Genomic DNA, 22,155 nt, shown 5'->3' on the forward strand with positions numbered 1-22,155 from the left:
CGCCTACGCCTTCGCCAGCGCCGGTGCGAACACCACTTCGATCAGCGTGCCGGAATGGCCTGCGCTCTTGATGTTGAACCGGGCGCGGTTGGCTTCGACCAGGGCCTTGGTCAGCGACAGGCTCAGCGCCGAACTGTCCTCGGCATCGCCGGGCGGCGGGGTGCGGAACGGCTCCATCGCGGCGGCGACTTCGCGCTCGGTGAGGCCATGGCCGGTGTCGCGGATGCGCAGCGCGACTTCGCCGCGGTCGGTGAGCGCGGTCGAGACGATGACCTGGCCGCCGGCGCTGGCAAGCCGGATCGAGTTGGAGATCAGGTTCATGGTGATCTGCCGCATCGCGCGCGCATCCACGTTCACCTGCGGCAGCGCATGGCCGAGCGAGGTGCGGATGATGATGCGCTCGCGATTGGCCTGCGGCTGCATCACGACCACGCAGGCCTCGACGAGGTCGTTGAGGTTGAGGTTGGCGAAGTTGAGATCGAGCTTGCCGGTCTCGATCCGCGACAGCTCGAGCAGATCGTCGATGATGGCGATGACGCGCTCGCCCGAGGCGCGGATGTCCTTCATGTACTCGCCGTAGCGCTCGTTGCCGAGCGTGCCGAAGCGCTCCGAAATCATCACCTCGGAGAAGCCGATGATGGCGTTGAGCGGGGTGCGGATCTCGTGGCTGATCCGCGCCAGCATGTCGGCCTTGGCATTGGCCGCGCCGTCGACGAGGCGGCGGGCCTGCGTCAGCTCGCTCTCGCCCTGCTTGCTCTGCGAGAGATCGCGGAACACGGCGAAAAAATTCGGGCCGTCGGGCCTGGTGCGGCCCATGATCATCGCGAGCGGAATGACGCCGCCCTTCTTCTCGCGCCCCAGCACCTCGCGGCCGTGGTCGAGCAGGCTGGCGATATCCTGGCTCTTGAGGTTTTCCAGATAGTCGATGACGACATGCTGGCTCTCCGGCGCAAACAGCGTCACCAGGTTTTGCTGCATCAGCGTCTCGCCGTCATAGCCGAACAGCGCTTCGGCGCTGCGGTTGCAGGCGTGGATGTTGCCTTCGGCATCGAACATGACGATGCCCTCGGCCGTGGTGTCGAGGATCGCGGCGAGATCTTCGGCGTCCGCCTCGCCGACCTCGGGCTCGGGCGCGGTGGGCAAGATCTCCGGAACAATGGCCTCCGGGACAATGTGCTCGGCGGGGACGGTCTCCGCGATGACGGGCGCAGCCGCAGCGGGTGCTGCCTGCGGCAGCGCGCAGATCAGCGCATGCGCGCTCTCGCCATCCCAATCGATCGTATGCAGATGTGCTTCAGTCGTCGGCAGCGGCTCCTGGCCAGTGGCGAGCGTCGCGCTGATCGTTACCGGCGTGCCGGCTTGCGACGTGCTGCTGGTCGCGGGCACGCCCGGCTCGACATAGAGCGCGTCGAGCCCGCCCGCGTGCTCCAATGCACTGATGCTCGCATAGCCCATGCGCGCGAGAAAGGCGGGGTTGGCGTAGAGCAGGCGGTCGAGCCGATAGATCAGGATGCCCGTCGGCAGCAGGTCGAGCAGCGCGCGGTCGCGCGTGCTGTGTCCGCGCGCGGGCGGTGCCGGTTCGCTCAGCCATTCGGCCGGCGCGTGCGGCGTCTGCGGCTCCGGTGGTTCGGGCGTGATCTCGGTGTCCGGCTCGGACGATGCCGCGATCGTCTCGCGGTCGCGTTCGAGGCGCTCGGACAATTGCCGGGCCAGCTCGTTGAACGCGCTGTTCTCGACCGGCGTCAGCGTCGGCGATCTGGTGTCGCCGGGCGCCCGGAACGGCAGGACATTGGGAGGCGTTTCCACGGGTGTTTCCGGATCTGTTGGATGTGAATTCGCTTCGGTGATTGGTTCGGGCAGTTCAGCTTCAGGCTCGGGCTCAGGTTCGGGCGGCTCGATCTGCGGAGGCGGCGCCTCCGGTTCAGGCTCGATTTCAGACTTGATTTCAGACTTGGCTGCGGGCTCGGGCTCCGGCTCGACCACATCGGCGGACAGGCTTTGCGGCGCCGCCGGTTCGGCCAGAAGCTCAAAACGCCTGAGCGCCTCGAGCCGGTTGAGACCGTCGAGATCGCGGCAGACGCCAAAGCCTTTGAAGCCCGCGAAATTGCGTTCGCCGTCATAAACGGGAAGCCCCGCAAGCTCGACGGGCAGATGCTCGCCGCCATCGGCCGGCCAGTTCACGGTGATCCCGGCCCAGGTGTCCTTGCTGGCAAGCGCCTGCGCCACGCGGCTTTCAGGGTCGAGCGCGAACTCCTCGGCGATTTCGCGCCATGGGCGGTCGAAACCGGCGGCCGTGCGCGGACCTATCAGGCGAATGAACTCGTCCGAGCCGAGCACAAAACGGCCCGCTGCATCCATCTGCCAGAGGAAGCGCAGCGGATGCTGACGCGGTGCGGGCGGCTGTTCGTGGCCCGACGGCGGCTCGACCATGCCGGGTGTGGTCGGCGCGGCCTGCGGCGACACCATGGCTTCCGGCGAGTTTTCAACCGGAGTTTTGTCTTCAACCGAAGTCTTGTTTTGAACCGCAGCCTTCTCTTCAACCGCAGTGTTGGGCGCGATGTCGTCGGGCGCGGCGTCGACCGCGTCCTCGACGGCTTGCTGGATCGTGACGATCTCTGTCGCCGGCTCGCTCAAAGGCGGTTCGTGCGCGATCGTCTCGGTTGCTTCCGGCGCGTCGTCCGGCTCGGCAAAGGCGTCGAACAGCGCGATGTCGGATGGCGCCTCGTTCGAGCGCGCAGCTTGCGCATCCTCCGTCACGGCGGCTGCGGGAGGGGGCGGCGCAGGTTCGGGCTGAGCGATGTCTTGGCGCGCGATGTCTTCAGTGGCCTTGGGTTCGACGTCCGCGGTCGCAGGCGCCGCCTGCTGCACGGCAGGCTCGATCAACGCGACCAGGCCGACATCGGCCCCCGCACCGACCCGCTGCAGCACCATCTGGCCGATGCCGATCGGCGTCTCGGCGCGGCCCTGGCGAAGTGCATCGCTGCGGGCCTGGTCGAGGCCGCCCTCGGTGAGATCGCGGAAGCCGAGCAGGGTGCGGGCCGTTTCGCTGGCGCCGACGAACAGGCCGTCGGGTGCGAACGCCGCCATCGGCACCTTGGCGCCGTCGACGAGACGAAGCAGTCGTTCGACCAGCGGCATGGTGCGTAAGCCCGGGTCCATCGCGGTGACGAGCACCGCAGATCCTTGGAAGAATTGGCTGCCATCGGCGAAGTCAAGGCGGGCACAGGCGCAGGTCATCAGCGTGCCGAGCCGGGCGCCGAAGCCGCGCAGCCGTTCGAGCCGGATGGCGCCCTTCGCGGGCAGCCGGCCGGCGAGCCGGACGATCTGGCGGCGGTGGCTGTCGGCGGGGCCGAAGGTCCTGTCCGCGAGCGCGGTGGCGTTGGCCGCGCCAAACAGTCTTGCGCCGACCGGATTGGCCCAGAGCACGCGCGTGCCGTCGACCGACCAGAGCCAGGCGGGCAGCGGCGAGGTCGCGTGCACGGCCAGCCGGGGATCGCCCACGCCTCGCAACTGGAAATCCGAACTCGTCATCCGACCGGCTTCGCGTCCCGTTTGTCAGCACCAGGACTGCCGGAATGGCAGCCTTAAGAAAGAGTTAGTATCGCCCGCAGCCGCAGGCAGGTCCACGGCCCCAGCCTACGGAGCAAGCCCTAAAGCCGCGATAACCTTAATGTGGCCGCCCCCGCAAGCCGCAGCCCGGCCGCATCCGCAGGATTCGCGCGGAGGCGGATCGTGCCTCTCGGGCAACCGACTCGCGCCCCGACCGCAGTGCGTTCCCTCCCCCTTGTGGGGGAGGGCTAGGGAGAGGGGTAGCCCAGCAAAAGGTGTCGGTTGACGATGCACCGAGGGCGGGCGCGCCGGACAGAATCCCCGCGTGGCACCCCCTCCCTGACCCTCCCGCAAGGGGGAGGGAACGGAAAGAGTGGTGCTTGGCGCACCCAAACACCTCAACCACCGGTTCCCCACTCGTGGAACCTCATCCTCTCCGAGATTATTTTCGCAATGCACCCTCCGGAACCGTTGCGTTGCACAATGTTGACATTTTAAGCAGGCATGGTCTGGCCGCTGGGCGAGCCATCATTCGTTTTGTGTTTCCAGTCTTCGCTCCCGCCACCGGTTGGCGGGCGCGGCCTGAAGGCTCACTCCGTTTTTTCATTTAGTGTGAGGGATAACCATGACAGGTACGACTGATCCGTTTTCTGCCTCGATCATTCCGTTCGAGGTCCCCGAGCAGATGCGTGCGTTCGCCGAAAAGGGCGTGTCGCAGGCCCGCGAGAGCTACGCCAAGTTCAAGGACGCCGCCGAAACCCATAACGGCACCGTCGAGGCCGTGTTCACCACCGCCAGCAAGGGCGCGAGCGAGTACACCGCCAAGCTGGTGGAGTTCATGAAGGCCAACACCACGGCCCAGCTCGACTTCGCCCAGCAGCTGTTCAGCCTCAAGTCGCCGGCCGAAGCGCTGGAGCTGTGGACCGGCCACACCCGCACCCAGCTCGAGACCCTGCAGTCCCAGGCCAAGGAGCTGGTCGAGCTGACCCAGCGCGTCGCCGCCGCGACCGCCGAGCCGATCAAGGCCAGCGCCGCCAAGCTCTACACGCCCGCCGCCTAAGCGGATTGGCTCGTTTGAGTTAAAAAACCCGGGCCTAGAGCCCGGGTTTTGCTTTGGAAATAACCTTGCTCGGGAGACATTTTGCGGGTCGCGCGGCCTTGCCAAAAACGCCCGTTGCACCTAGTTTCCGCCCCGTCCAGCCCCCCTCAGGTACCGGCCCTTTCAGGGCGCCCAGAGGCGCGGCTCGCAAGGATGCAGTTGTAGCTCAGTTGGTTAGAGCGCCTGTCTGTGGAACAGGAGGTCGGTGGTTCGAGCCCACCCAACTGTACCAACGATCCCGATCAGGTAGCAGCCTGTTGAACATACCCGAGTTCAAGCAACTCTGTTGCGGTTAGGTCATCTTGATCAGAGATTGAACATGCCACCCGTCTCGACCGAGCCAGACTAGCAGTAGCGCTAACTATTTCGAGCCGCGCCCGAAGATGAAAGCTAGAGCAGCAGCAGAAAATCCCATGCAGCGCTCGGCCTGCTTACCCCAAAAATCGGCAACATCTGGAAATTTTGCAGCGACGGTCCAGCAACCGGCTGCACAAAGCAAACCGAATATCGTAGCGAGGCATGCAATCACGACAGGCGCCGTGGCTTCGCCACCTAAGGCGCGACCAAAGAATCCGAGATTCTGCTTATGCATCGTCTCGGCATGTCTATTGGTCTCTTTAGTCAGTGCAAGCTGAAAGCCATGCGCCCCGGTTAGCGCATCCGTAAGCTCTGGATCGCTATCCGTTTTCTGGACAACAGAGCCCTTCGCTTCTTCGCGTTTAGATGCCGTACTCAAAGGAAAGCCTGTTCTTGATTACCGGAACAGAGACTGCAAAGAGCTTCGATAGTTCCGATAGAGACAGCTTATCCCAATACAAGTCCAACATCGATCTCGGCACCAAGAGGTTTGCAGCGAACGCATTCGCTTCTTTCTCGTGGGGATCGTCATCCGCTAAAAGCTGATCGCGGTACAAAATTTTATAGTCGGCAGACTTGGCCCATTCTTCATGCAGAATTTTGTGGCCCAACTCATGCGCAATCGTGAATGTCTGGCGCAAAGCAAATTCTTCGCTATTCACATAGATGGAATTTTCTGCGGGATCGTAGAAGCCTGAAATATTGTCGTGCTCGCGGTCAAATTCAACGAAAACGACCTTCATCCCTAAGTTGCGCGCAATCGTAACGGGGTCTACGGGCGGGAAATCGATCCCAAAGTCACCAAGAAGTCGCGAGGCCTCCGACTTAGCCCGACGATAATTCGGCTTTTCCAACGTAGCTAACATGTCTCCGCTCCCCCGGCAGGGGGAAAGTAGTGATTCGTTGTTAATAAGTCCATACGTGGCCCTATAGTAAATCTTTGAAAAGACTGAAGTTCCTTGTCTTGAAGAGAAAATTCGGTAGCCCTCGTAAGGGGCTAGCCGTAACCTCGCATCTAGAATTTTTTTCCAGTTGCCCCCAAATCTCACATAGATAACTCGGCACTTCAAACTGACCGAGCCCCTCGATTTTCATAAGAACAAAAATAGAACAAAATCCCATTCCCGGCAACCGCTTCAAACTTGTGTAGAGCAGGTATTGCGCGTGCTATGCGTGTCAGAACATTTGACGAACGGTCTATACTTTCCGCCTGCGACTGAGTCCTGTCGGAGCAGACGAATGGACCAAAAGGCGAAGGTTGGGCGGATACTTAGCCTCGATGGCGGAGGCGCGAAGGGTTTCTATACCTTGGGTGTTCTCCGAGAGCTGGAGGGCATGCTCGGTGGCAAGCTCCACGAGCATTTCGACCTTATCTTTGGGACCAGCACGGGCGGCATCATTGCCGCCCTCCTAGCGCTTGGGAAGAGCGTCAAGGAGATCAGTGATCTATACGAAGGCAATGTCCCTGGAGTGATGCAGAGGAAGAAGCGTGCGGAGAAGTCCGCGGCTCTCGCCTCGTTGGGCGACAGGGTTTTCAATGACGCGTCGTTCGCCGACATGAAGACTGGTGTCGGGATTGTAACTACGCGATGGGTGATCGAACGCCCGATGATCTTCAAGACCAGTATTGAGCAGGCCCATGGACGCATGGGGACGTTCTCACCCGGCTTTGGCGTGCGCGTCTCGGACGCCGTCCAGGCCTCGTGCTCGGCATTTCCGTTCTTTGATAGGAAGACGGTTAAGACCGATAAGGGGGATCTCGTCGAGCTAATCGACGGCGGCTACTGCGCCAATAATCCGACGCTCTATGCCATTGCAGATGCGATCATGGCCTTAAAGCTAACGCCTGAACAGTTGCGCGTCGTTAGCGTGGGCGTCGGTGTCTACCCAGCACGGAAGCAGCCTTGGTACAGTACGTCTAAATGGACGCAGAAGCTCTTGAGCGTTCAGCTGCTCCAGAAGACGCTAGAAATCAATACGCAGTCGATGGATCAGCTCCGGCATATCTTGTACCGGAACGCGCCGACCGTGCGCATCAATGACACATTCGAGCAACCCGAGATGGCGACCGATCTTTTCGAGCACAATATGCAGAAACTAAACATCCTACGGCAACGCGGAGCGGAGTCGTTCGGCAAGCAAGAAGCGGATTTGAAAAAATTGTTCAGTTAGGGATAGGGAAGGCTTATGACTATTCCAGAAAACCAGCTTGAGACGTGGACGCATATCGGAGCGGCTCAGCAGTCCGCGACAACCTACCAATCGATCAAAAGTGTCATCGAACACAAGGACGCATCGTATTCGACGAGGAACATTGACTCGTTTCTACAGGGCTCATACGGCAACGACACGAATGTCTATGGTGCGGATAGCGATGTCGATATCGTGCTGCGGACGAAGGGTATGTTCTACTACAACGTCGATAACTTGTCGGGGCCAGAGAAAGCAGCATTCAAGAGTGTCTATCCGAAGGTCGCTGAATATGACTTGAAGTCGTTCCGGACGGATGTGATCGCGTGGCTTTCTAAGCAGTATGAGAGCGATCTTGATACATCTGGCAAGAAAGCGTTGCGGCTGAAGGCCAATGGAACGCGTCGTAACGCCGATATCTTGCTCGTGGCGCCGCACAAAAAATACACCCGCTACTATAGTGAACAGGACAATGAATGCGTCGAGGGCGTCATGTTCATCACGACGGATGGGGCAAATATCGTCAACTATCCGAAACAACACTCGGAAAATATGACCCGAAAGCACCAAGACACGAACTCGTGGCTGAAGCCGACAGTGCGCATCTTCAAGAACATCCGAAATCGACTTATCCGCGACGGGAAGATTAAGAATGGAATTGCGCCGTCGTATTTCATCGAGGGGATGCTGTCTAATGTGCCGACGAACCAGTTCGGCGTGTCGTACCAAAACACGGTCGATAATTGTTTTGACTGGCTAGGTAAGGAAAATGCAGGCCACTTGATGTGCGCCAACGGCATTCATCCCCTTATCCGTGACAACACACATATGTCTTGGCCTATCCAAGGTTACATCGACCTCATGGCGGAAAGTCAGAAGCTTTGGCTTCAGTGGAAATAGTTGCCTCATGATGGTACCAGCAATTGCGGTGATAGTGCATGAAACTCTCAACGCGGCAACGCTGCTCAAAGCCAATCTTTCGCCCTGTCACCGTAGCCCCTCGGTTCGCAATGCGCTATCGGTAGCGAGCCAAGGACGTTCATGAACAAGCAAGCCGGGCGAAAAAGATCGTGAGTTTCTTCGAGCGTCTCAAGACAGAAGCATCCGTTGAGTGGCGGGCTTATACCGAGCACCCCTTCACGAACGGATTGGCAGACGGCTCGCTCCCTGAAGCAGCGTTTCGTCACTACCTCGTGCAAGACTACTTGTTCCTCATCGAGTTTGCTCGCGCCTACGCGCTCGCGGTCTACAAGTCGCCCAGACTTGCCGACATGCGTGAAGCAGCGGCCGGCCTTTCGGCCATCCTCGATGTCGAGATGAACTTGCATGTGAAGCTCTGTGCCGATTGGGGACTGTCCCCGACCGACCTTGAACAGGCCCCTCCGGCGGCCGAGATGCTGGCCTATACACGCTACGTGCTCGACGCGGGAATGCGCGGCGACCTGCTGGCTCTCAAGGTGGCGCTTGCCCCCTGCGTGATCGGGTACGCGGAGATCGCAACGCGGCTCGCCTCGCTCCCCCTCGCGGACGCTGCGACGAACGCCTACCGCGTCTGGATCGCCGAGTACGCCGGCGCGCCGTACCAGGAGGTCGCTGGCAAAGCGCGGGCGCATATGGAGCATCTCGCCGATCTCTACGCCACGCCGGCCCGCGAGGCAGAGCTGATTGCGATCTTCAAGGAAGCCACCCGACTCGAGACGGACTTCTGGGAGATGGCCTGGCGCGCGGGCCAGCGGGTTCAATAGCCCTTTCGGCGTTCGTCAGGTTCATCACCTGGAAGTTTTACAATGACGATTGGCTTCGCCTGAAAGCAGATCTCGTCTACTTCGCCCCCGTTACGATCATCACCACCACCGGCAGCGTCACCGCTGCCAGCAGCGTCCCCAGCGCCACCGCGCCCGACACCGGGTTCACCAGCCGCTGGTACTGAACCGCGAAGATGTACGCGTTGGCGCCGGTCGGCATCGCCGCGAACAGCACGATCACGCCGGCAGCGACCGGCGGCAGGCCGAGCAGCTTTGCCAGCACGAACGCGGCCGCCGGCATCGCCAGCAGCTTGAGCGCGCTCATCACCACGACGCTCACCATCTCGCCCTTCACCTCGAACCGGAACAGAGTGATGCCGAGCGCAATCAGCGCGGCCGGTGATCCCGCTTGCGCCAGCAACTCGATGGTCCTGTCGACGACGGGATTGAGGCCGAGGCCGGAGAAGCGCCAGACGACGCCAAAACCGATCCCCAGCATCAGCGGATTGCGCGCGAGATCCGCGAGCACCGGCAGGATCACCGCGAGGGGTGAGCCCTTCCGTTTGCGACTGACCAGCTCCATCTGAAGGATTCCGCAGAGCCACAGCAGCGGCGTGTTCACCGACAGGATCAGCGCCATGGGCCCGGCCCCCTCGTTGCCCAGCGCCGAGAGCGTCAGGGGAATGCCGAGCATCACGATGTTGCCGTAGACCGAACCGATCGCGAATACCACGCCGTCCGCGTGGTCCTCGCGCCGCTCGCGCAGCGCGGCCGAGAGCGCCAGCGCCGCGATCCAGGTCATCGCCAGCGCGCCGTAATAGGCGCCCCACATCCGCCAGGGACTGACGTCCGGGAATTCCGACACGACGATGGTGCGGAACAGCAGCGCGGGAATCGCGATGCTGAAGGCGAATTCGGAGATGCCCTTGTGCGCGCTCTCGGAGACGAAGCGAAACAGCACCGCGGCATAGCCGGCCGCGATCAGCGCAAACACCGGCGCGACGATCAACACAGTGGCCATGCGCCCCTCACCTCACGGGGAGATGGCCTCCCACCCCACGCATTCTCGATCATGGCATCATGCCACTGTTTTGCCCGACGGGTCAAATCGATTTCGTAAAATCCGCAAGCCCCAATCCGCACTCCGCAAAGTCCAGTCCGCACATGGACTTGGCTACTGTGCATGGGGTTGTTTTCGCGGTTTTGTGCCGGACGGGGTTTTGAGGCCGCAAGGCCAGCCCCGATCTCGCCCGCTGCGCCAAGGGTTAGCCCTGGCGGGCAGGGGGCCGACGGGCCTGTTGCCCGGAGCGCACAGGTGGCCGTATTCGCATCTCCCCTCGGTTGCCAACCAACGCCCGTTCACCCACTATTCGCTCCGACTCGACTTGTGGGGGGATCGATGCCGGCGTTCCGCTTTAACAAAACCTTGGCCGCTGCGATCTCGGGGATCGCCCTGGCCGTCTTAATCCACCCGGGTGCAGGCTTTGCCTACTCCCAGGAGGAGCAGCAGGCCTGCACGCCCGATGCGATGCGGCTGTGCGGCGAGTTCGTTCCGAACGTCGATGCCATCACCGCCTGCATGATCCAGAAGAAGTCGCAGCTCTCGCCGCAGTGCCGGGTGTTCTTCCGGCCGGGACCGGAGCCGGGCATGGCGGCCGCGCCGCGCGCCGGCAAGCCGACCAGCATCGCGCCCAAAACGGCGAGAACCGCGAAGAAGAGCACCAGGCCGGCCAAGAAGAAGAAAGCCAGCGAAGGCTGAGCCGGGCCCGCGTTCCCATTCTGAAACTTGATTATGCCCGGGCAAAGCGCGCGTTGCGTCTGAAGCCCGGGCATTTGCGTTTTCGGCATCAGCCCCACACCAGCCACCGGACTCGTTTTGTTCGCCTCCCTCGTGCGGACGCTTGCGACAATTGCGACCAAGCGGGCTGGAAACGACTGGCCAAACAGTTTGCGCGGCCAGGTTGCATTCCAATTTTTCCCGCAGCGCTGCTCAAAAAACGCACGATTGCTGGCGTGAAGCGCGTTGCGCTGCAGTTCGTAGCTCACGTCGCACGCAGCAAGTGTGACTCAAAAGCCAACGCGCTTTGTTATTTCATGGCTCCAGCTTAACTTACGATAAATTTTTCTTTCCCGAATCACCGCGCTGATTCATTTTCGCTGCCTGGGGTCAATCTGGAGGCAGAGGTATGAACGTTATTGTTTTTGCATCGCGTAAAGGTGGCTCGGGCAAGAGTACGCTGGCTGCGCATCTCGCCGCGCAGATCAAGGCAACCAAGCCGATCCTGCTCGTCGACGCGGATCCGCAAGGCTCGCTCACGCTGTGGCACAAGCTGCGTGGCACCAACGAGCCGCCGATCAAGTCCGCGGTGAACTCGGTCAGCGGCATCGTCTCCGCGGCCAAGCGCGACGGTTATGAATGGGTGTTGATCGACACGCCGCCGAACCTGTCGGCCGTCGTCGACGACGCCATCCGCAATGCCACCATGGTGGTGATCCCCGCCCGTCCCGGCGTCTTCGACGTCAACGCGGTGCAGGAAACCATCCAGATGTGCCGTGCGGCGCGCAAGCCCTACGCGGTCGTGCTCAACGGTGCGCCGGCGCGCCGCGACGAATCCGAAAGCCCGATCGTCACCATCGCCCGCGAGGCGCTGGCGAAATTCCGTGCTCCGGTGTGGGGCGGCCAGATCACCAACCGTTCGGATCTGCTGATGGCGCTGAGCCACGGCGAGGGCGCGCGGGAATATCAGGCCGAGAGCCGTGCGGCTCAGGAAATCGCCAGGCTGTGGGCGGCGATCGAGCGTTCGGTGAAGGCTATTCGCGGCACGGTGTCGGCTTCCGGCGCAATGCACAAGCAGGCGGCGTAATTTTCATAAATCATTCTCCGACGAAAAACGCGCGGACCTCCGCGCGTTTTGCGTTTCCGGGCCAGCACGGTGGCGGTTAGGCCACCATCAGCATGTAGAACACGATCACCGGCGACAGAGTGAGGATCACCGACCAGATGCCGGCGGCCCAGAGAATGTCCTCGGTGGTAAAGCCCTGTTGTCCGGCGTCGTAATGCGACGCCACTTCGTTCTGACTATTCACAAACGCCCCCGCGATTTCTTCGCTTATGGGCACGAAGGATACGCGGGATGTTTTAAAATTCCGGGTCGCAATCTCGCGCGGATTCGAACACAAGTCTAATCCACGGATTAACCATCCGGACGCGCGCTGGGTCAGGCCAGCCAGACCCGAAACACCAGGACCGGCATCAGGCCGAGTACCACCGCCCAGAAGCCGAACGACGACACCACCAGAATTCCCCGCAAAAAATCGGCAGACGCGAACATGTCTGCCGCCGTCGGGCGGATACGTTGCCCCATGATCATTCCCCCTCTTCAAGACTGTGAATGAAAACGATAGGCGCGATTGCGTAAACGAGCCGTGGATGCGCCATGCGGCAGCAGCGAAGGCCGTTGGGGCGCGGTTAACCACGGCAGGCTTCCCTTCTCCCGCAAGGGAGAAGGGCGAGCGGCGTGCGTGGAGAGAAGTGAAGCGCCTACGCTGCGACTTTGATCCGTCGCTCGATCTCGCGGTCGAGCTCGGCGGCGAGTTCGCTGCCGACTTCGACCATCGGCAGGCGCACTTCGGGGCTGTCGATCAGGCCTATGCGCCACAGCCAGTATTTTGCCGGCGCGGGACTGGGCTCGGTGAACAACAGGCGCGTCAGCTCCGCGACCTCATGCCAGCGCGCCAGCGCCGCATCGTGGTTGCCGCGCTTCAGTTCGGCATGGACGGCCGCAAACGTCGCGGTCTCGAGATGGGCCGACAGCAGGATGCCGCCGTCGGCGCCGTCGCTGAGCGCCTCGAAATAATTCGCGTCCTCGCCGGTCAGCACGCGGAAATCCTTCGGACGGTCGCGCAGCAGCGCGATGGATTGCTCGCGGCTGGCGCCGCAATCCTTCAGGCCGATGATGTTTTGATGCTCGGCAAGCCGCAGCAGCGTCTGGTTGTTGATGTTGACCGAGGTGCGATAGGGGATGTTGTAGAGCGCGAGCGGCCAGGCGGCGTGATCGGCGAGCGCCTCGAAATGCGCCAGCAGCCCGCGCTGCGACGGCCGCACATAATACGGGCTCGCGATCAGATAGCCGTCGATCGGCCAGTCCGCGGTCTCGTCGAGACGCGCCTTCAGCCGCGAGGTGTCCGCGCCTGAAAGTCCGAGGCAGATCGGAAGCTTGCTGTGGTTGGTGGCGATCTCGTCGCGCACGATGGTGACGAGACGTTCGAGCTCGGCATCGCGCAGCGTCATGCCTTCACCGGAGGTCGCCCCCAGGACGAAGCCGTCGACGGCTTGTCCGCTGTAATGCCGGGTCAGCCGGCGCAGCGACCTCTCGTCGAGGGTCCCGTCGCGAAACGGGGTCACCAGCGGCAACCAGAGCCCGTGCAATTGTTCCTGTAGTCCGGTCATGTTCCATCTCCTTCTCGGGAAAAAACCTGAGACGAGGGCACATGAAAAAACCCCGTCCAGGCGGCGGGGTTTTCGAAGATTGGCTCGCGATGACGAAGGTGTTAGCGCGCGCAAAAATCCGAGGTCCCCAGATGGGGGCCTTTTTTCGAGGCGATTGCCTGCGAGGAGATTGCGCACGACTTCGTGATCATTTGCAAATGATGCGGGGTAAGCATGGAACTGTCAATACACGTGCAGGGCGAGGGCCGGATTCGCCAAAAAAAAGCCGGGCTCGAACGAGCCCGGCTTAAGGTATTGGCCACGTGAGGCCGACACAATCACCTTCCAAGAGGGATTACTGAACTCCCGCGCCACTGGAGGAGGGGGACAAATGCGCAACGCGAAGGCTCAGCGTGCGAACATTATGGGCTAGCCTCGCGCCATGCATCAACCGTCCAAGCCGCATGTCAGACATGCGGAAATCAGGACGGCCAGCGCTGCGCCTTGCTCACCACGAAGTCGCGGAACACTTGCACGCGCGCGACCGTCTTCAGCTCTTCCGGATAGACAAAATACGTATCGAGCTGGATCGAATCCGATTCGCCGAACAGCTGCACGAGGCGGCTCTGTTCTTCGATCAGATAGTCCGGCAGCGCCGCGATGCCGAGGCCCTGCTGACAGGCGCGGACGAGGCCGAGAATGTTGTTGACCCTGAAATAGGCCTCGCGCGGACCCGAGCCGTTGCGCCCCGCTTCGACCAGCCAGTTGCGGTTCTGAAGATGCGGCGCGAAGTTGCCGTCGGAGAGCGTGATGATGCGGTGGGAGTCGAGCTCCTCCAGCGTACGCGGCGTGCCGAAGCGCTTGATGTAATCAGGCGAGCAATAGGCGTGGAAGCCCATCGCGAACAGCTTGCGCTGGATCAGATCCGGCTGCGTCGGCTTGCGGGTGCGGATCGCGACGTCGGCCTCGCGCATCGACAGGTCAAGCTCCTCGTCAGTGACGATCAGCGAGATCCGGATTTCCGGATAGAGCGCGGTGAATTCGCCGAGCCGCGGGATCAGCCAGTTGATGCCGACGCCGGGCGTGGTGGTGATCTTGAGATCGCCGCTTGGCCGCTCGCGGCTGTCGGTCAGTTTCGCGCGCGCTGCCTGCAGCTGCATGAACACGTCATGCGCGGTGCGGAACAGGAGGTCGCCCTGTTCGGTGAGGATGAGGCCGCGGGCGTGGCGGTGGAACAGCGAGACCGAGAGCTCCTGCTCCAGCGCCGAGACCTGGCGTGACACTGCCGATTGCGAGAGGCCGAGCTGCTCGCCCGCATGCGTGAAGCTGCCCGCTTCCGCCGCCGCGTGAAACACCTTCAGCTTGTCCCAGTCCATGTCGGTAAATCCGTCGCGTGTTCGTGCCATGATGTTTATTCCGCTGCCGCGCGCTCGCTGGCGCGCAGGGCCAAGAAACGTTCGGCCTCGAGCGCTGCCATGCAGCCAAGGCCGGCCGCCGTGACTGCTTGACGATAGGTCTCGTCGGCGACGTCGCCGGCGGCGAACAGGCCGGGCACCGAGGTGGCGGTCGAGTTCGGGGCGACTTCGACATAGCCTGACGGCTTCAGCTTGATCTGCCCGGCCACGAGCTCGGTTGCCGGGGCGTGGCCGATGGCGATGAAGACACCGTCGGTCTTCACGTCCGTGAGCGCGCCAGTCTTGACGTTCTTGAGCCGGACGTGGGTGACCTTGTTCGGGTTCTCGGTGCCGCAGATCTCGTCCACGGCTGAGTCCCAGATCACCTTGATCTTCGGGTGCTTGAACAGACGCTCCTGCAGGATGCGCTCGGCGCGAAAGTGATCGCGACGATGCACGATGGTGACCTGCGAGGCATGGTTGGTGAGGTACAGGGCTTCCTCGACCGCGGTATTGCCGCCGCCGACCACCACGACTTCCTTGTTGCGGTAGAAGAAGCCGTCACAGGTGGCGCAGGCCGACACGCCGCCGCCCTGGAACTTCGCCTCGGAGGGCAGCCCGAGCCAGCGCGCCTGGGCGCCTGTGGCGAGAATGACGGTGTCGGCGAGATAGACGTCACCGCTATCGCAGGTCAGGCGAAAGGGCCGCTGCGTGGTATCGAGCTTCGTCACCAGATCGGTCTTGATCTGAGTGCCCACATGCAGCGCCTGCTTCTCCATCTGCTCCATCAGCCAGGGGCCCTGGATCACGTCGGCGAAGCCCGGATAGTTTTCGACGTCGGTCGTGATGGTGAGCTGGCCGCCGGGCTGGATGCCCTGAATCAGGATCGGCTCGAGCATCGCGCGCGCGGCGTAGATCGCCGCCGTGTAACCGGCGGGGCCGGAGCCGATGATGACGACCTTTGCATGGACAGCGGCGGACATTTCGACAGATGCCTTTCACGGGGGATTGCAGCGCGGGCGCGGAACGTGCCGGGAGGCCTCGCGGAGACGCTGAAATATCAGAGGTAATCTAAGCCTTCTGGTGAGCTATGCAAGAATTGCATTCCCTGTCGGCGGATTTTTCCAACAGGGAACAAAAGTCGATTGCGCTGCACGCGCAATAAAATTGCGCTGGTCGTGCGGTCTGGGTTATGAGGATTGCGAAACACTCATCAATACCGCCGTTAGGGCCAGGAGTTCCAATCACGTGTCGCGGAACCTAGACGAGATCGACCTGAAAATTCTCACCGAGATTCAGGCCGACGGTCGAATCACGAATGTCGAGCTCGCCAAGCGCGTCGGCATTTCGCCTCCGCCCTGCCTGCGCCGCGTCCGGGCGCTGGAGGAGGAGGGGTATATCCACGGCTATCGCGGGCTTCTGGACGCGCGAAAGCTCGGCTTCGACGTCACCGTGTTTGCCGCAGTGCACCTCTCCAGCCAGGCCGAGGCGGATTTGCGCGCTTTCGAGGAATTCGTCCGCGCCGAGCCGCTGGTGCGCGAGTGCTGGATGCTCTCGGGCGAAGTCGATTTCATCCTGAAATGCGTCGCACCCGACATGGCCACCTTCCAGGATTTCGTCACCCATTTGACCGCCGCCCCGCACGTCCGCAACGTGCGGACCTCGCTGGTGCTGCATAACTCGAAATATGAGGCGGCCGTGCCGCTGGACGTGCGGGGAAGAAGGTAGCGTCTCCTCCATCATTGCGAGGGGAGGGTAAGAGCCCATTCGCATTCCCAGCAACACGCAGATACAAAAAAGGCCGCGCAGTGCGCGGCCTTTTTCAAATCACACGCTGCAGAAAATCGCTAGCGCCACTCCACCTTGGTGATCTCATAAGCCTTCGCGCCGCCGGGTGCGTTGACCTCGACGGTTGAACCCTTCTTCTTGCCGATCAGCGCGCGCGCGAGCGGCGAGGTGATGGAGATGCGGCCCTTCTTGGCGTCGGCCTCGACCTCGCCGACGATCTGCCACACCGTCTTCTTTTCGGTGTCCTCGTCGACCAGTGTCACGGTGGCGCCGAACTTGATGGTGTCGCCGGACAGCTTCGAGATGTCGATGATGTCGGCGCGCGCCAGCTTGTCCTCGAGCTCGGCGATGCGGCCTTCGTTGTGGGACTGCTCTTCCTTCGCGGCGTGGTATTCCGCGTTCTCCGACAGGTCGCCGTGCGAGCGCGCCTCGGCGATATGCTCGATGATCCGCGGACGGTCCTCCGACTGGCGCTTCTTCAGTTCTTCCCCGAGCGCGGCAAAGCCGCCCGCTGTCATCGGTACCTTTTCCATCTCTTCTCTCGTCCTTCGGTCGCGCGCGCCCCGAAACGTCAGCGCGCACGCAACTTGATTCGCCAGTCTATCCGGAGGCTCAACGCGCTCGCCGCCGGACGTTCATATGGGCTTGGCGCCGGAACAGAACAACCATATGGCCGGACAGTTCCTCCGGCCATTGTGGCTTGATCGCCAATCACTTAGCGGAAGGTTGGGCCTTCCGCTCGCGATCAGGTTTCCGAAAAGTAGCTCTGCAGGGTCCGAACCTCAAGGTCCCCGCCCAGATAGGCGCGGATGCCCTGCGCGGCCGCCACGGCCCCGGAAAGAGTGGTGTAATACGGCACTTTATGCAAGAGCGCCGCGCGCCGCAACGAACGGCTGTCGGCGAGCGCCTGCGGGCCTTCGGTGGTGTTGAAGACGAGCTGGACGTCGCCATTGGTAATGGCGTCGACGATGTGCGGCCGCCCCTCCAGCACCTTGTTCACCCTCTCGGTCGGGATGCCCTGGTCGGTCAGGAAGCGGGCCGTGCCCGATGTCGCCAGCACCTTAAAGCCGAGCGAATGCAGCTCGCGAACGGCCTCGGTGATGCGCGTCTTGTCGCTCTCGCGAACCGAGACGAACACCGTGCCCTTGCGCGGCACCCGCGTGCCGCCGCCGAGCTGGCTCTTGGCGAACGCCACCGCGAAGGAGCGGTCGATGCCCATGACCTCGCCGGTCGAGCGCATCTCGGGGCCGAGCACGGTATCGACGCCGGGGAAACGGGCGAACGGAAACACCGATTCCTTCACGCCGACATGCTTGAAGTCAGCCTTCTTCAGCTTGAAATCGGCAAGCTTCTCGCCGGCCATGACGCGCGCGGCAATCTTCGCGACCGGCGTGCCGACCACCTTGGCGACGAAGGGCACTGTGCGCGAGGCGCGCGGATTGACTTCGAGCACGTAGATCTCGCCGTCCTTGATGGCGTATTGCACATTCATCAGGCCGACGACGTCGAGGCCGAGCGCGAGCTCACGGGTCTGCCGCTCCAGCTCCGCGATCATCTTGTCATCCAGCGAGTGCGGCGGCAGCGAGCAGGCGCTGTCGCCGGAATGGATGCCGGCCTCCTCGATGTGCTCCATGATGCCGACGATGAAGGTGTCCTTGCCGTCGCAGAGACAGTCGACGTCGATCTCGGTCGCATCGGACAGATAGCGGTCGAACAGCAGCGGGTTCTTGCCGAGTACGGTGTTGATCTGGCCGGTCTTGTCGTTCGGGTAGCGCGCCTTGACGTCCCCTGGCACCAGCTCCGGCAGCGTGCCGAGCAGGTAATCGCTGAGCTGGTTGTCCTCGCGGATGATCTGCATCGCGCGGCCGCCGAGCACGTAGGAGGGGCGCACCACCAGCGGCAGGCCGAGATCGGTCGCGACCAGGCGCGCTTGCTCGACGGAATAGGCGATGCCGTTCTTGGGCTGCTTCAGCCGCAGCTTGTCGAGCACCCGCTTGAAGCGGTCGCGGTCTTCCGCAAGGTCGATGGCGTCGGGCGAGGTGCCGAGGATCGGCACTTCGGCGGCTTCCAGCGCGCGCGCGAGCTTGAGCGGGGTCTGGCCGCCGAACTGCACGATCACGCCGTGCAGCGTGCCGTTCGTGCGTTCCTTCGCGATGATCTCCAGCACGTCCTCGGCGGTGAGCGGCTCGAAATAGAGCCGATCGGCAGTGTCGTAATCAGTCGACACCGTCTCCGGGTTGCAGTTGACCATGATGGATTCGTAGCCGGCGTCGTGCAGCGCGAAGCAGGCGTGGCAGCAGCAATAGTCGAACTCGATGCCCTGGCCGATACGGTTGGGTCCGCCGCCGAGGATGATGACCTTCTTCTTGTCGGACGGCGAGCTCTCGTCCGCAGGCGTGCCAGCGAACGGCGCCTCATAGGTCGAGTACATGTAAGCGGTGGGCGAAGCGAACTCGGCCGCGCAGGTGTCGATGCGCTTGTAGACCGGGCGAACGCCGAGCGCGTGGCGCTTCGCCGTGACCTCCGCCTCCGTAGTCTCCGCGATCACCGCAAGCCGGGCATCGGAGAAGCCCATGGCCTTGAGCGTGCGCATGCCGAACGCGTTGCCCGGCAGGCCGTTCTTGCGGACCTTCGCTTCCATGTCGACGATGCCGCGCATCTCGCTGAGGAACCACGGATCGATCTTGCAGGAATTGAAGATCTCCTCGTCCGACCAGCCGAGCCGCATCGCCTGGGCGACCTGGAGCAGCCGGTTCGGTGTCGGCGTGCCGAGCGCGGCGCGGATCGCATTCTTGTCGTCGTGCTGGCCCAGACCTTCGATCTCGATCTCGTCGAGGCCAGTGAGGCCGGTCTCGAGCCCGCGCAAGGCCTTCTGAAGGCTTTCCTGGAAGGTGCGGCCGATCGCCATGACTTCGCCGACCGACTTCATCGACGTGGTCAGCGTGGTGGAGGCGCCGGGGAATTTCTCGAAGGCGAAACGCGGCACCTTGGTGACGACATAGTCGATGGTTGGCTCGAACGAGGCCGGCGTGGCGCCGCCGGTGATATCGTTGGCGATCTCGTCAAGCGTGTAGCCGACCGCGAGCTTGGCGGCGACCTTGGCGATCGGAAAACCGGTGGCTTTCGAAGCCAGGGCGGACGAGCGCGACACGCGCGGATTCATCTCGATGACGACCATGCGGCCGTCTTCGGGATTGACGCCGAACTGCACGTTGGAGCCGCCCGTCTCGACGCCGATCTCGCGCAGCACCGCCAGCGAGGCGTCGCGCATGATCTGGTATTCCTTGTCGGTCAGCGTCAGCGCCGGCGCCACCGTGATGGAATCGCCGGTGTGCACGCCCATCGGATCGAGGTTCTCGATGGAGCAGACGATGATGCAATTATCCTTCTTGTCGCGCACCACCTCCATCTCGTACTCTTTCCAGCCGAGCACGGATTCTTCGATCAGCACTTCGTTGGTGGGAGACGCATCCAGGCCGCGCTCGATGATATCGAGGAATTCTTCCTTGTTGTAGGCAATGCCGCCGCCGGTGCCGCCCATGGTGAAGGACGGGCGGATGATCGCGGGCAGGCCGATCTCGGACAGCGCCATCAGCGCCTGGCCGAGCGCATATTCCTGATAGCGCTTGCGGCGGTCGCTTTCGCCGAGCGTCCACTGCCGCTCGAGCTCTGCGAGCGCCGCGCCCGATGCCTTCGCGCGTTCGGCCTGATACTTGTCGCGGAAGGACTTCTTCAGTGCGGAGGCGTTGGCGAGCCGCGACTTCGGCGTCTCAAGCCCGATCTTGGTCATCGCCTCGCGGAACAGCTGGCGGTCCTCGGCCTTGTCGATCGCGTCCGCGGTGGCGCCGATCATCTCGACGTCAAACTTTTCGAGCGTGCCTTGCTGGCGCAGCGAAAGGGCGCAGTTCAGCGCGGTCTGTCCGCCCATGGTCGGCAGGAGCGCGAAGCCGCCGGGGATGACGTGACGTTCCTTCTCGATGATCTTTGCAACGATCTCGGGCGTGATCGGCTCGATATAGGTCGCATCGGCCAATTCCGGGTCGGTCATGATGGTGGCTGGGTTGGAATTGACGAGGACGATGCGATAGCCCTCTTCCTTCAGCGTCTTCACCGCTTGGGTGCCGGAATAGTCGAACTCGCAGGCCTGGCCGATCACGATGGGACCGGCGCCGATGATCAGGATGGTGGTGATGTCTGTACGTTTGGGCATCAACTCTCGCCGAAGTGGAATTTGGGCACAAAAAAAGGGCGCGCCTGCTGCGCGTCCCTTTGGCCGAGAGCGCGGTGGTCCCCCTCGCGCGCGGGTGGGTCTTAGACCAGTTTTCGGGGCGGCGAAACCCCGAAAAACGCCCATCAACCGGCAATTTTGACCGGTTTTGGCCGGGCCTGCCAGCCCCGGGCGAGATGCACCAGAAGAGCTGCCGAAACGCTCAATCCGCCGACCCAGCCGAGATCGGCCGGGCTCCACGCCACAAGCACGGCGCCGCCCAGGGCTCCGCCGATCGCAAAGCCGAGATACATGGCCGAGGCGTTGAGTGAGAGCGCGACCATCGAGGCCTGCGGGTCGATCCGAATGATGCTGGCGACCTGGGCCGGATAGAACGCCCAGCCCGAGATGCCCCAAAGGAAGATCGCGCCCAGCACCGCATAATGCGCCTGCCCCGGCATCAGCTTCAGGACGAGCGAATGCAGTATCAGCGCGCTCGCCATGCCCGCGAGCCCGAGGCCTGCGGTGGCGAGCGTGCCGAGCCGGTCGGCGAGGACGCCGCCGAGCATGTTGCCGATCGCGGCCGCGCCGCCAAACACCAGCAGCGCAAGGCTGATTTGCGAGGCGTCGAATCCAAGGCCGCGCAGCGGGACGGCGAAATAGGTGAACACGGTGAAGCCGCCGAGCGCCCATAGGGTCGTGATCAGAAGTGCGATCAGGACATTGCGGTGACGCGCCACTGCCAACCGCTCGCTGAGCGAGGCCGCGTTGCGCGGCAGGCCGCGGGGCAGGCCGCGGGGCAGGCCGAGCAGGAGGCCGGCGAGCGCGACGGCGCCGATCAGGGCGACCATGGCAAAAGTCGCCCGCCAGCCGAGCAGGCTGCCGACGAGATTGCCGAGGGGAACGCCGACGACGGTCGCAACCGTGAGTCCCGACGTGACCAGCGCCACCGCACGGCCGCGCCGCTCCGGCGCGGCGACGGCCACGGACACCGCGAGCGCGGTCGGCATGCACAGCCCGGAGCCCAGCGCCATCAGCATGCGCGAAGCCAGCAGCAGGGCGTAATTGGACGCCACCATTGCCGCGAGGTTTCCGGCGATGAAGGTCGACAGGGCCAGGGCCAGCACGGTGCGGCGGTCGATGTTGTTCAGCGTCACTGCCAGGATCGGGGAGCCGACCGCGTAGGTGAGGGCGTAGGCCGTGACCAACTGGCCGGCGGCGGAGACGGAGATCGACAGGTCGGTTGCGATCGCCGGCAAAAGCCCTGCAATGACAAAGCCCTCCGTGCCGATCGCAAAGGCCGCCAGGGCCAACCAGAACACGCTCATTGGAGAAGTCCCTATGTTCAACGTTTATTGAACTATCAATCGGGCCGGTTCAGGAGTCAATTGGTTCAA

The 22,155-nt window shown here is 62.8% G+C and carries 19 protein-coding genes and 1 tRNA gene; 8 read left to right on the forward strand and 12 right to left on the reverse strand.

Features of this window, described 5'->3' with window-relative positions:
* Window positions 1-3: 3 nt before the first annotated feature.
* Complete coding sequence (locus tag IVA88_RS03340) at window positions 4-3,531, reverse strand: PAS domain-containing protein (RefSeq protein ID WP_247495869.1); 3,528 nt, start codon at window positions 3,529-3,531, stop codon at window positions 4-6.
* Window positions 3,532-4,174: 643 nt separating this feature from the next.
* On the opposite strand from IVA88_RS03340, the gene IVA88_RS03345 reads away from it, so the two are divergent.
* Both IVA88_RS03345 and IVA88_RS03350 read left to right on the forward strand, forming a co-directional pair.
* Window positions 4,175-4,609 carry a phasin gene (locus tag IVA88_RS03345; protein ID WP_247495871.1) on the forward strand — a complete coding sequence of 145 codons (435 nt, stop codon included), beginning with the start codon at window positions 4,175-4,177 and terminating at the stop codon, window positions 4,607-4,609.
* 194 nt (window positions 4,610-4,803) lie between these two features.
* A tRNA-His gene (locus tag IVA88_RS03350) sits at window positions 4,804-4,880 on the forward strand.
* A 129-nt stretch (window positions 4,881-5,009) separates the two neighbouring features.
* Here IVA88_RS03350 and IVA88_RS03355 read toward each other — a convergent pair.
* Both IVA88_RS03355 and IVA88_RS03360 read right to left on the reverse strand, forming a co-directional pair.
* Window positions 5,010-5,384, reverse strand: coding sequence for a hypothetical protein (locus IVA88_RS03355; protein WP_247495872.1), 375 nt, complete (start codon window positions 5,382-5,384; stop codon window positions 5,010-5,012).
* Window positions 5,368-5,871 carry an ImmA/IrrE family metallo-endopeptidase gene (locus tag IVA88_RS03360; RefSeq protein ID WP_247495873.1) on the reverse strand — a complete coding sequence of 168 codons (504 nt, stop codon included), beginning with the start codon at window positions 5,869-5,871 and terminating at the stop codon, window positions 5,368-5,370. Before IVA88_RS03360 ends, IVA88_RS03355 begins: the two co-directional genes overlap by 17 nt.
* A 373-nt stretch (window positions 5,872-6,244) precedes the next feature.
* Here IVA88_RS03360 and IVA88_RS03365 point away from each other — a divergent pair, with 373 nt between their 5' ends.
* The 3 genes from IVA88_RS03365 (at window position 6,245) to tenA (ending at window position 8,940) form a co-directional block, all read left to right on the forward strand.
* On the forward strand, window positions 6,245-7,177 hold the full coding sequence (locus IVA88_RS03365; RefSeq protein WP_247495874.1) for a patatin-like phospholipase family protein: 933 nt from the start codon (window positions 6,245-6,247) through the stop codon (window positions 7,175-7,177).
* A gap of 15 nt (window positions 7,178-7,192) precedes the next feature.
* Window positions 7,193-8,095: a nucleotidyltransferase gene (locus tag IVA88_RS03370; RefSeq protein ID WP_247495875.1), complete on the forward strand. Its 903-nt coding sequence runs from the start codon at window positions 7,193-7,195 to the stop codon at window positions 8,093-8,095.
* Window positions 8,096-8,265: 170 nt separating this feature from the next.
* Complete coding sequence (gene tenA / locus IVA88_RS03375) at window positions 8,266-8,940, forward strand: thiaminase II (RefSeq protein ID WP_247495876.1); 675 nt, start codon at window positions 8,266-8,268, stop codon at window positions 8,938-8,940.
* 76 nt (window positions 8,941-9,016) lie between these two features.
* Here the strand turns inward: tenA and IVA88_RS03380 are convergent, their stop codons facing one another.
* Entirely contained in the window at window positions 9,017-9,961 is a 945-nt protein-coding gene (locus IVA88_RS03380) for an AEC family transporter (protein ID WP_247495877.1), read from the reverse strand.
* Between the two features lie 378 nt (window positions 9,962-10,339).
* Here IVA88_RS03380 and IVA88_RS03385 point away from each other — a divergent pair, with 378 nt between their 5' ends.
* Both IVA88_RS03385 and IVA88_RS03390 read left to right on the forward strand, forming a co-directional pair.
* Window positions 10,340-10,699 (forward strand): hypothetical protein, encoded by a 360-nt coding sequence (locus IVA88_RS03385; RefSeq protein WP_247495878.1) that lies wholly within the window; start codon window positions 10,340-10,342, stop codon window positions 10,697-10,699.
* 427 nt (window positions 10,700-11,126) lie between these two features.
* Window positions 11,127-11,804 (forward strand): ParA family protein, encoded by a 678-nt coding sequence (locus IVA88_RS03390; RefSeq protein WP_247495879.1) that lies wholly within the window; start codon window positions 11,127-11,129, stop codon window positions 11,802-11,804.
* 76 nt (window positions 11,805-11,880) lie between these two features.
* Here IVA88_RS03390 and IVA88_RS03395 read toward each other — a convergent pair whose 3' ends face one another.
* From IVA88_RS03395 to trxB, 5 genes are all read right to left on the reverse strand, one after another.
* Window positions 11,881-12,027, reverse strand: a complete 147-nt coding sequence (locus IVA88_RS03395) for a hypothetical protein (protein ID WP_247495880.1) — start codon at window positions 12,025-12,027, stop codon at window positions 11,881-11,883.
* 131 nt (window positions 12,028-12,158) lie between these two features.
* A complete protein-coding gene (locus IVA88_RS03400; RefSeq protein WP_247495881.1) occupies window positions 12,159-12,305 on the reverse strand; it encodes a hypothetical protein in 147 nt (48 codons plus the stop codon).
* 176 nt (window positions 12,306-12,481) lie between these two features.
* Window positions 12,482-13,390, reverse strand: a complete 909-nt coding sequence (locus IVA88_RS03405) for a 4-hydroxy-tetrahydrodipicolinate synthase (protein ID WP_247495882.1) — start codon at window positions 13,388-13,390, stop codon at window positions 12,482-12,484.
* A 461-nt stretch (window positions 13,391-13,851) separates the two neighbouring features.
* Window positions 13,852-14,775, reverse strand: coding sequence for a LysR family transcriptional regulator (locus IVA88_RS03410; RefSeq protein WP_007614700.1), 924 nt, complete (start codon window positions 14,773-14,775; stop codon window positions 13,852-13,854).
* A 5-nt stretch (window positions 14,776-14,780) separates the two neighbouring features.
* The gene (gene trxB / locus IVA88_RS03415; RefSeq protein ID WP_247495883.1) at window positions 14,781-15,746 is read right to left on the reverse strand and encodes a thioredoxin-disulfide reductase; all 966 of its coding nucleotides are present in this window, start codon (window positions 15,744-15,746) and stop codon (window positions 14,781-14,783) included.
* A gap of 265 nt (window positions 15,747-16,011) precedes the next feature.
* On the opposite strand from trxB, the gene IVA88_RS03420 reads away from it, so the two are divergent.
* Entirely contained in the window at window positions 16,012-16,491 is a 480-nt protein-coding gene (locus IVA88_RS03420) for an Lrp/AsnC family transcriptional regulator (RefSeq protein WP_007596676.1), read from the forward strand.
* A gap of 119 nt (window positions 16,492-16,610) precedes the next feature.
* On the opposite strand, the gene greA is transcribed toward IVA88_RS03420, so the two are convergent.
* The 3 genes from greA to IVA88_RS03435 form a co-directional block, all read right to left on the reverse strand.
* Window positions 16,611-17,084: a transcription elongation factor GreA gene (gene greA, locus IVA88_RS03425; RefSeq protein ID WP_007596674.1), complete on the reverse strand. Its 474-nt coding sequence runs from the start codon at window positions 17,082-17,084 to the stop codon at window positions 16,611-16,613.
* A gap of 212 nt (window positions 17,085-17,296) precedes the next feature.
* Window positions 17,297-20,761 (reverse strand): carbamoyl-phosphate synthase large subunit, encoded by a 3,465-nt coding sequence (carB, locus tag IVA88_RS03430; protein WP_247495884.1) that lies wholly within the window; start codon window positions 20,759-20,761, stop codon window positions 17,297-17,299.
* A gap of 143 nt (window positions 20,762-20,904) precedes the next feature.
* A complete protein-coding gene (locus IVA88_RS03435; protein ID WP_247495885.1) occupies window positions 20,905-22,086 on the reverse strand; it encodes an MFS transporter in 1,182 nt (393 codons plus the stop codon).
* Window positions 22,087-22,155: the final 69 nt, after the last annotated feature.

It is taken from the genome of Bradyrhizobium sp. 149 (genome assembly GCF_023073915.1).
Classification (GTDB): domain Bacteria; phylum Pseudomonadota; class Alphaproteobacteria; order Rhizobiales; family Xanthobacteraceae; genus Bradyrhizobium.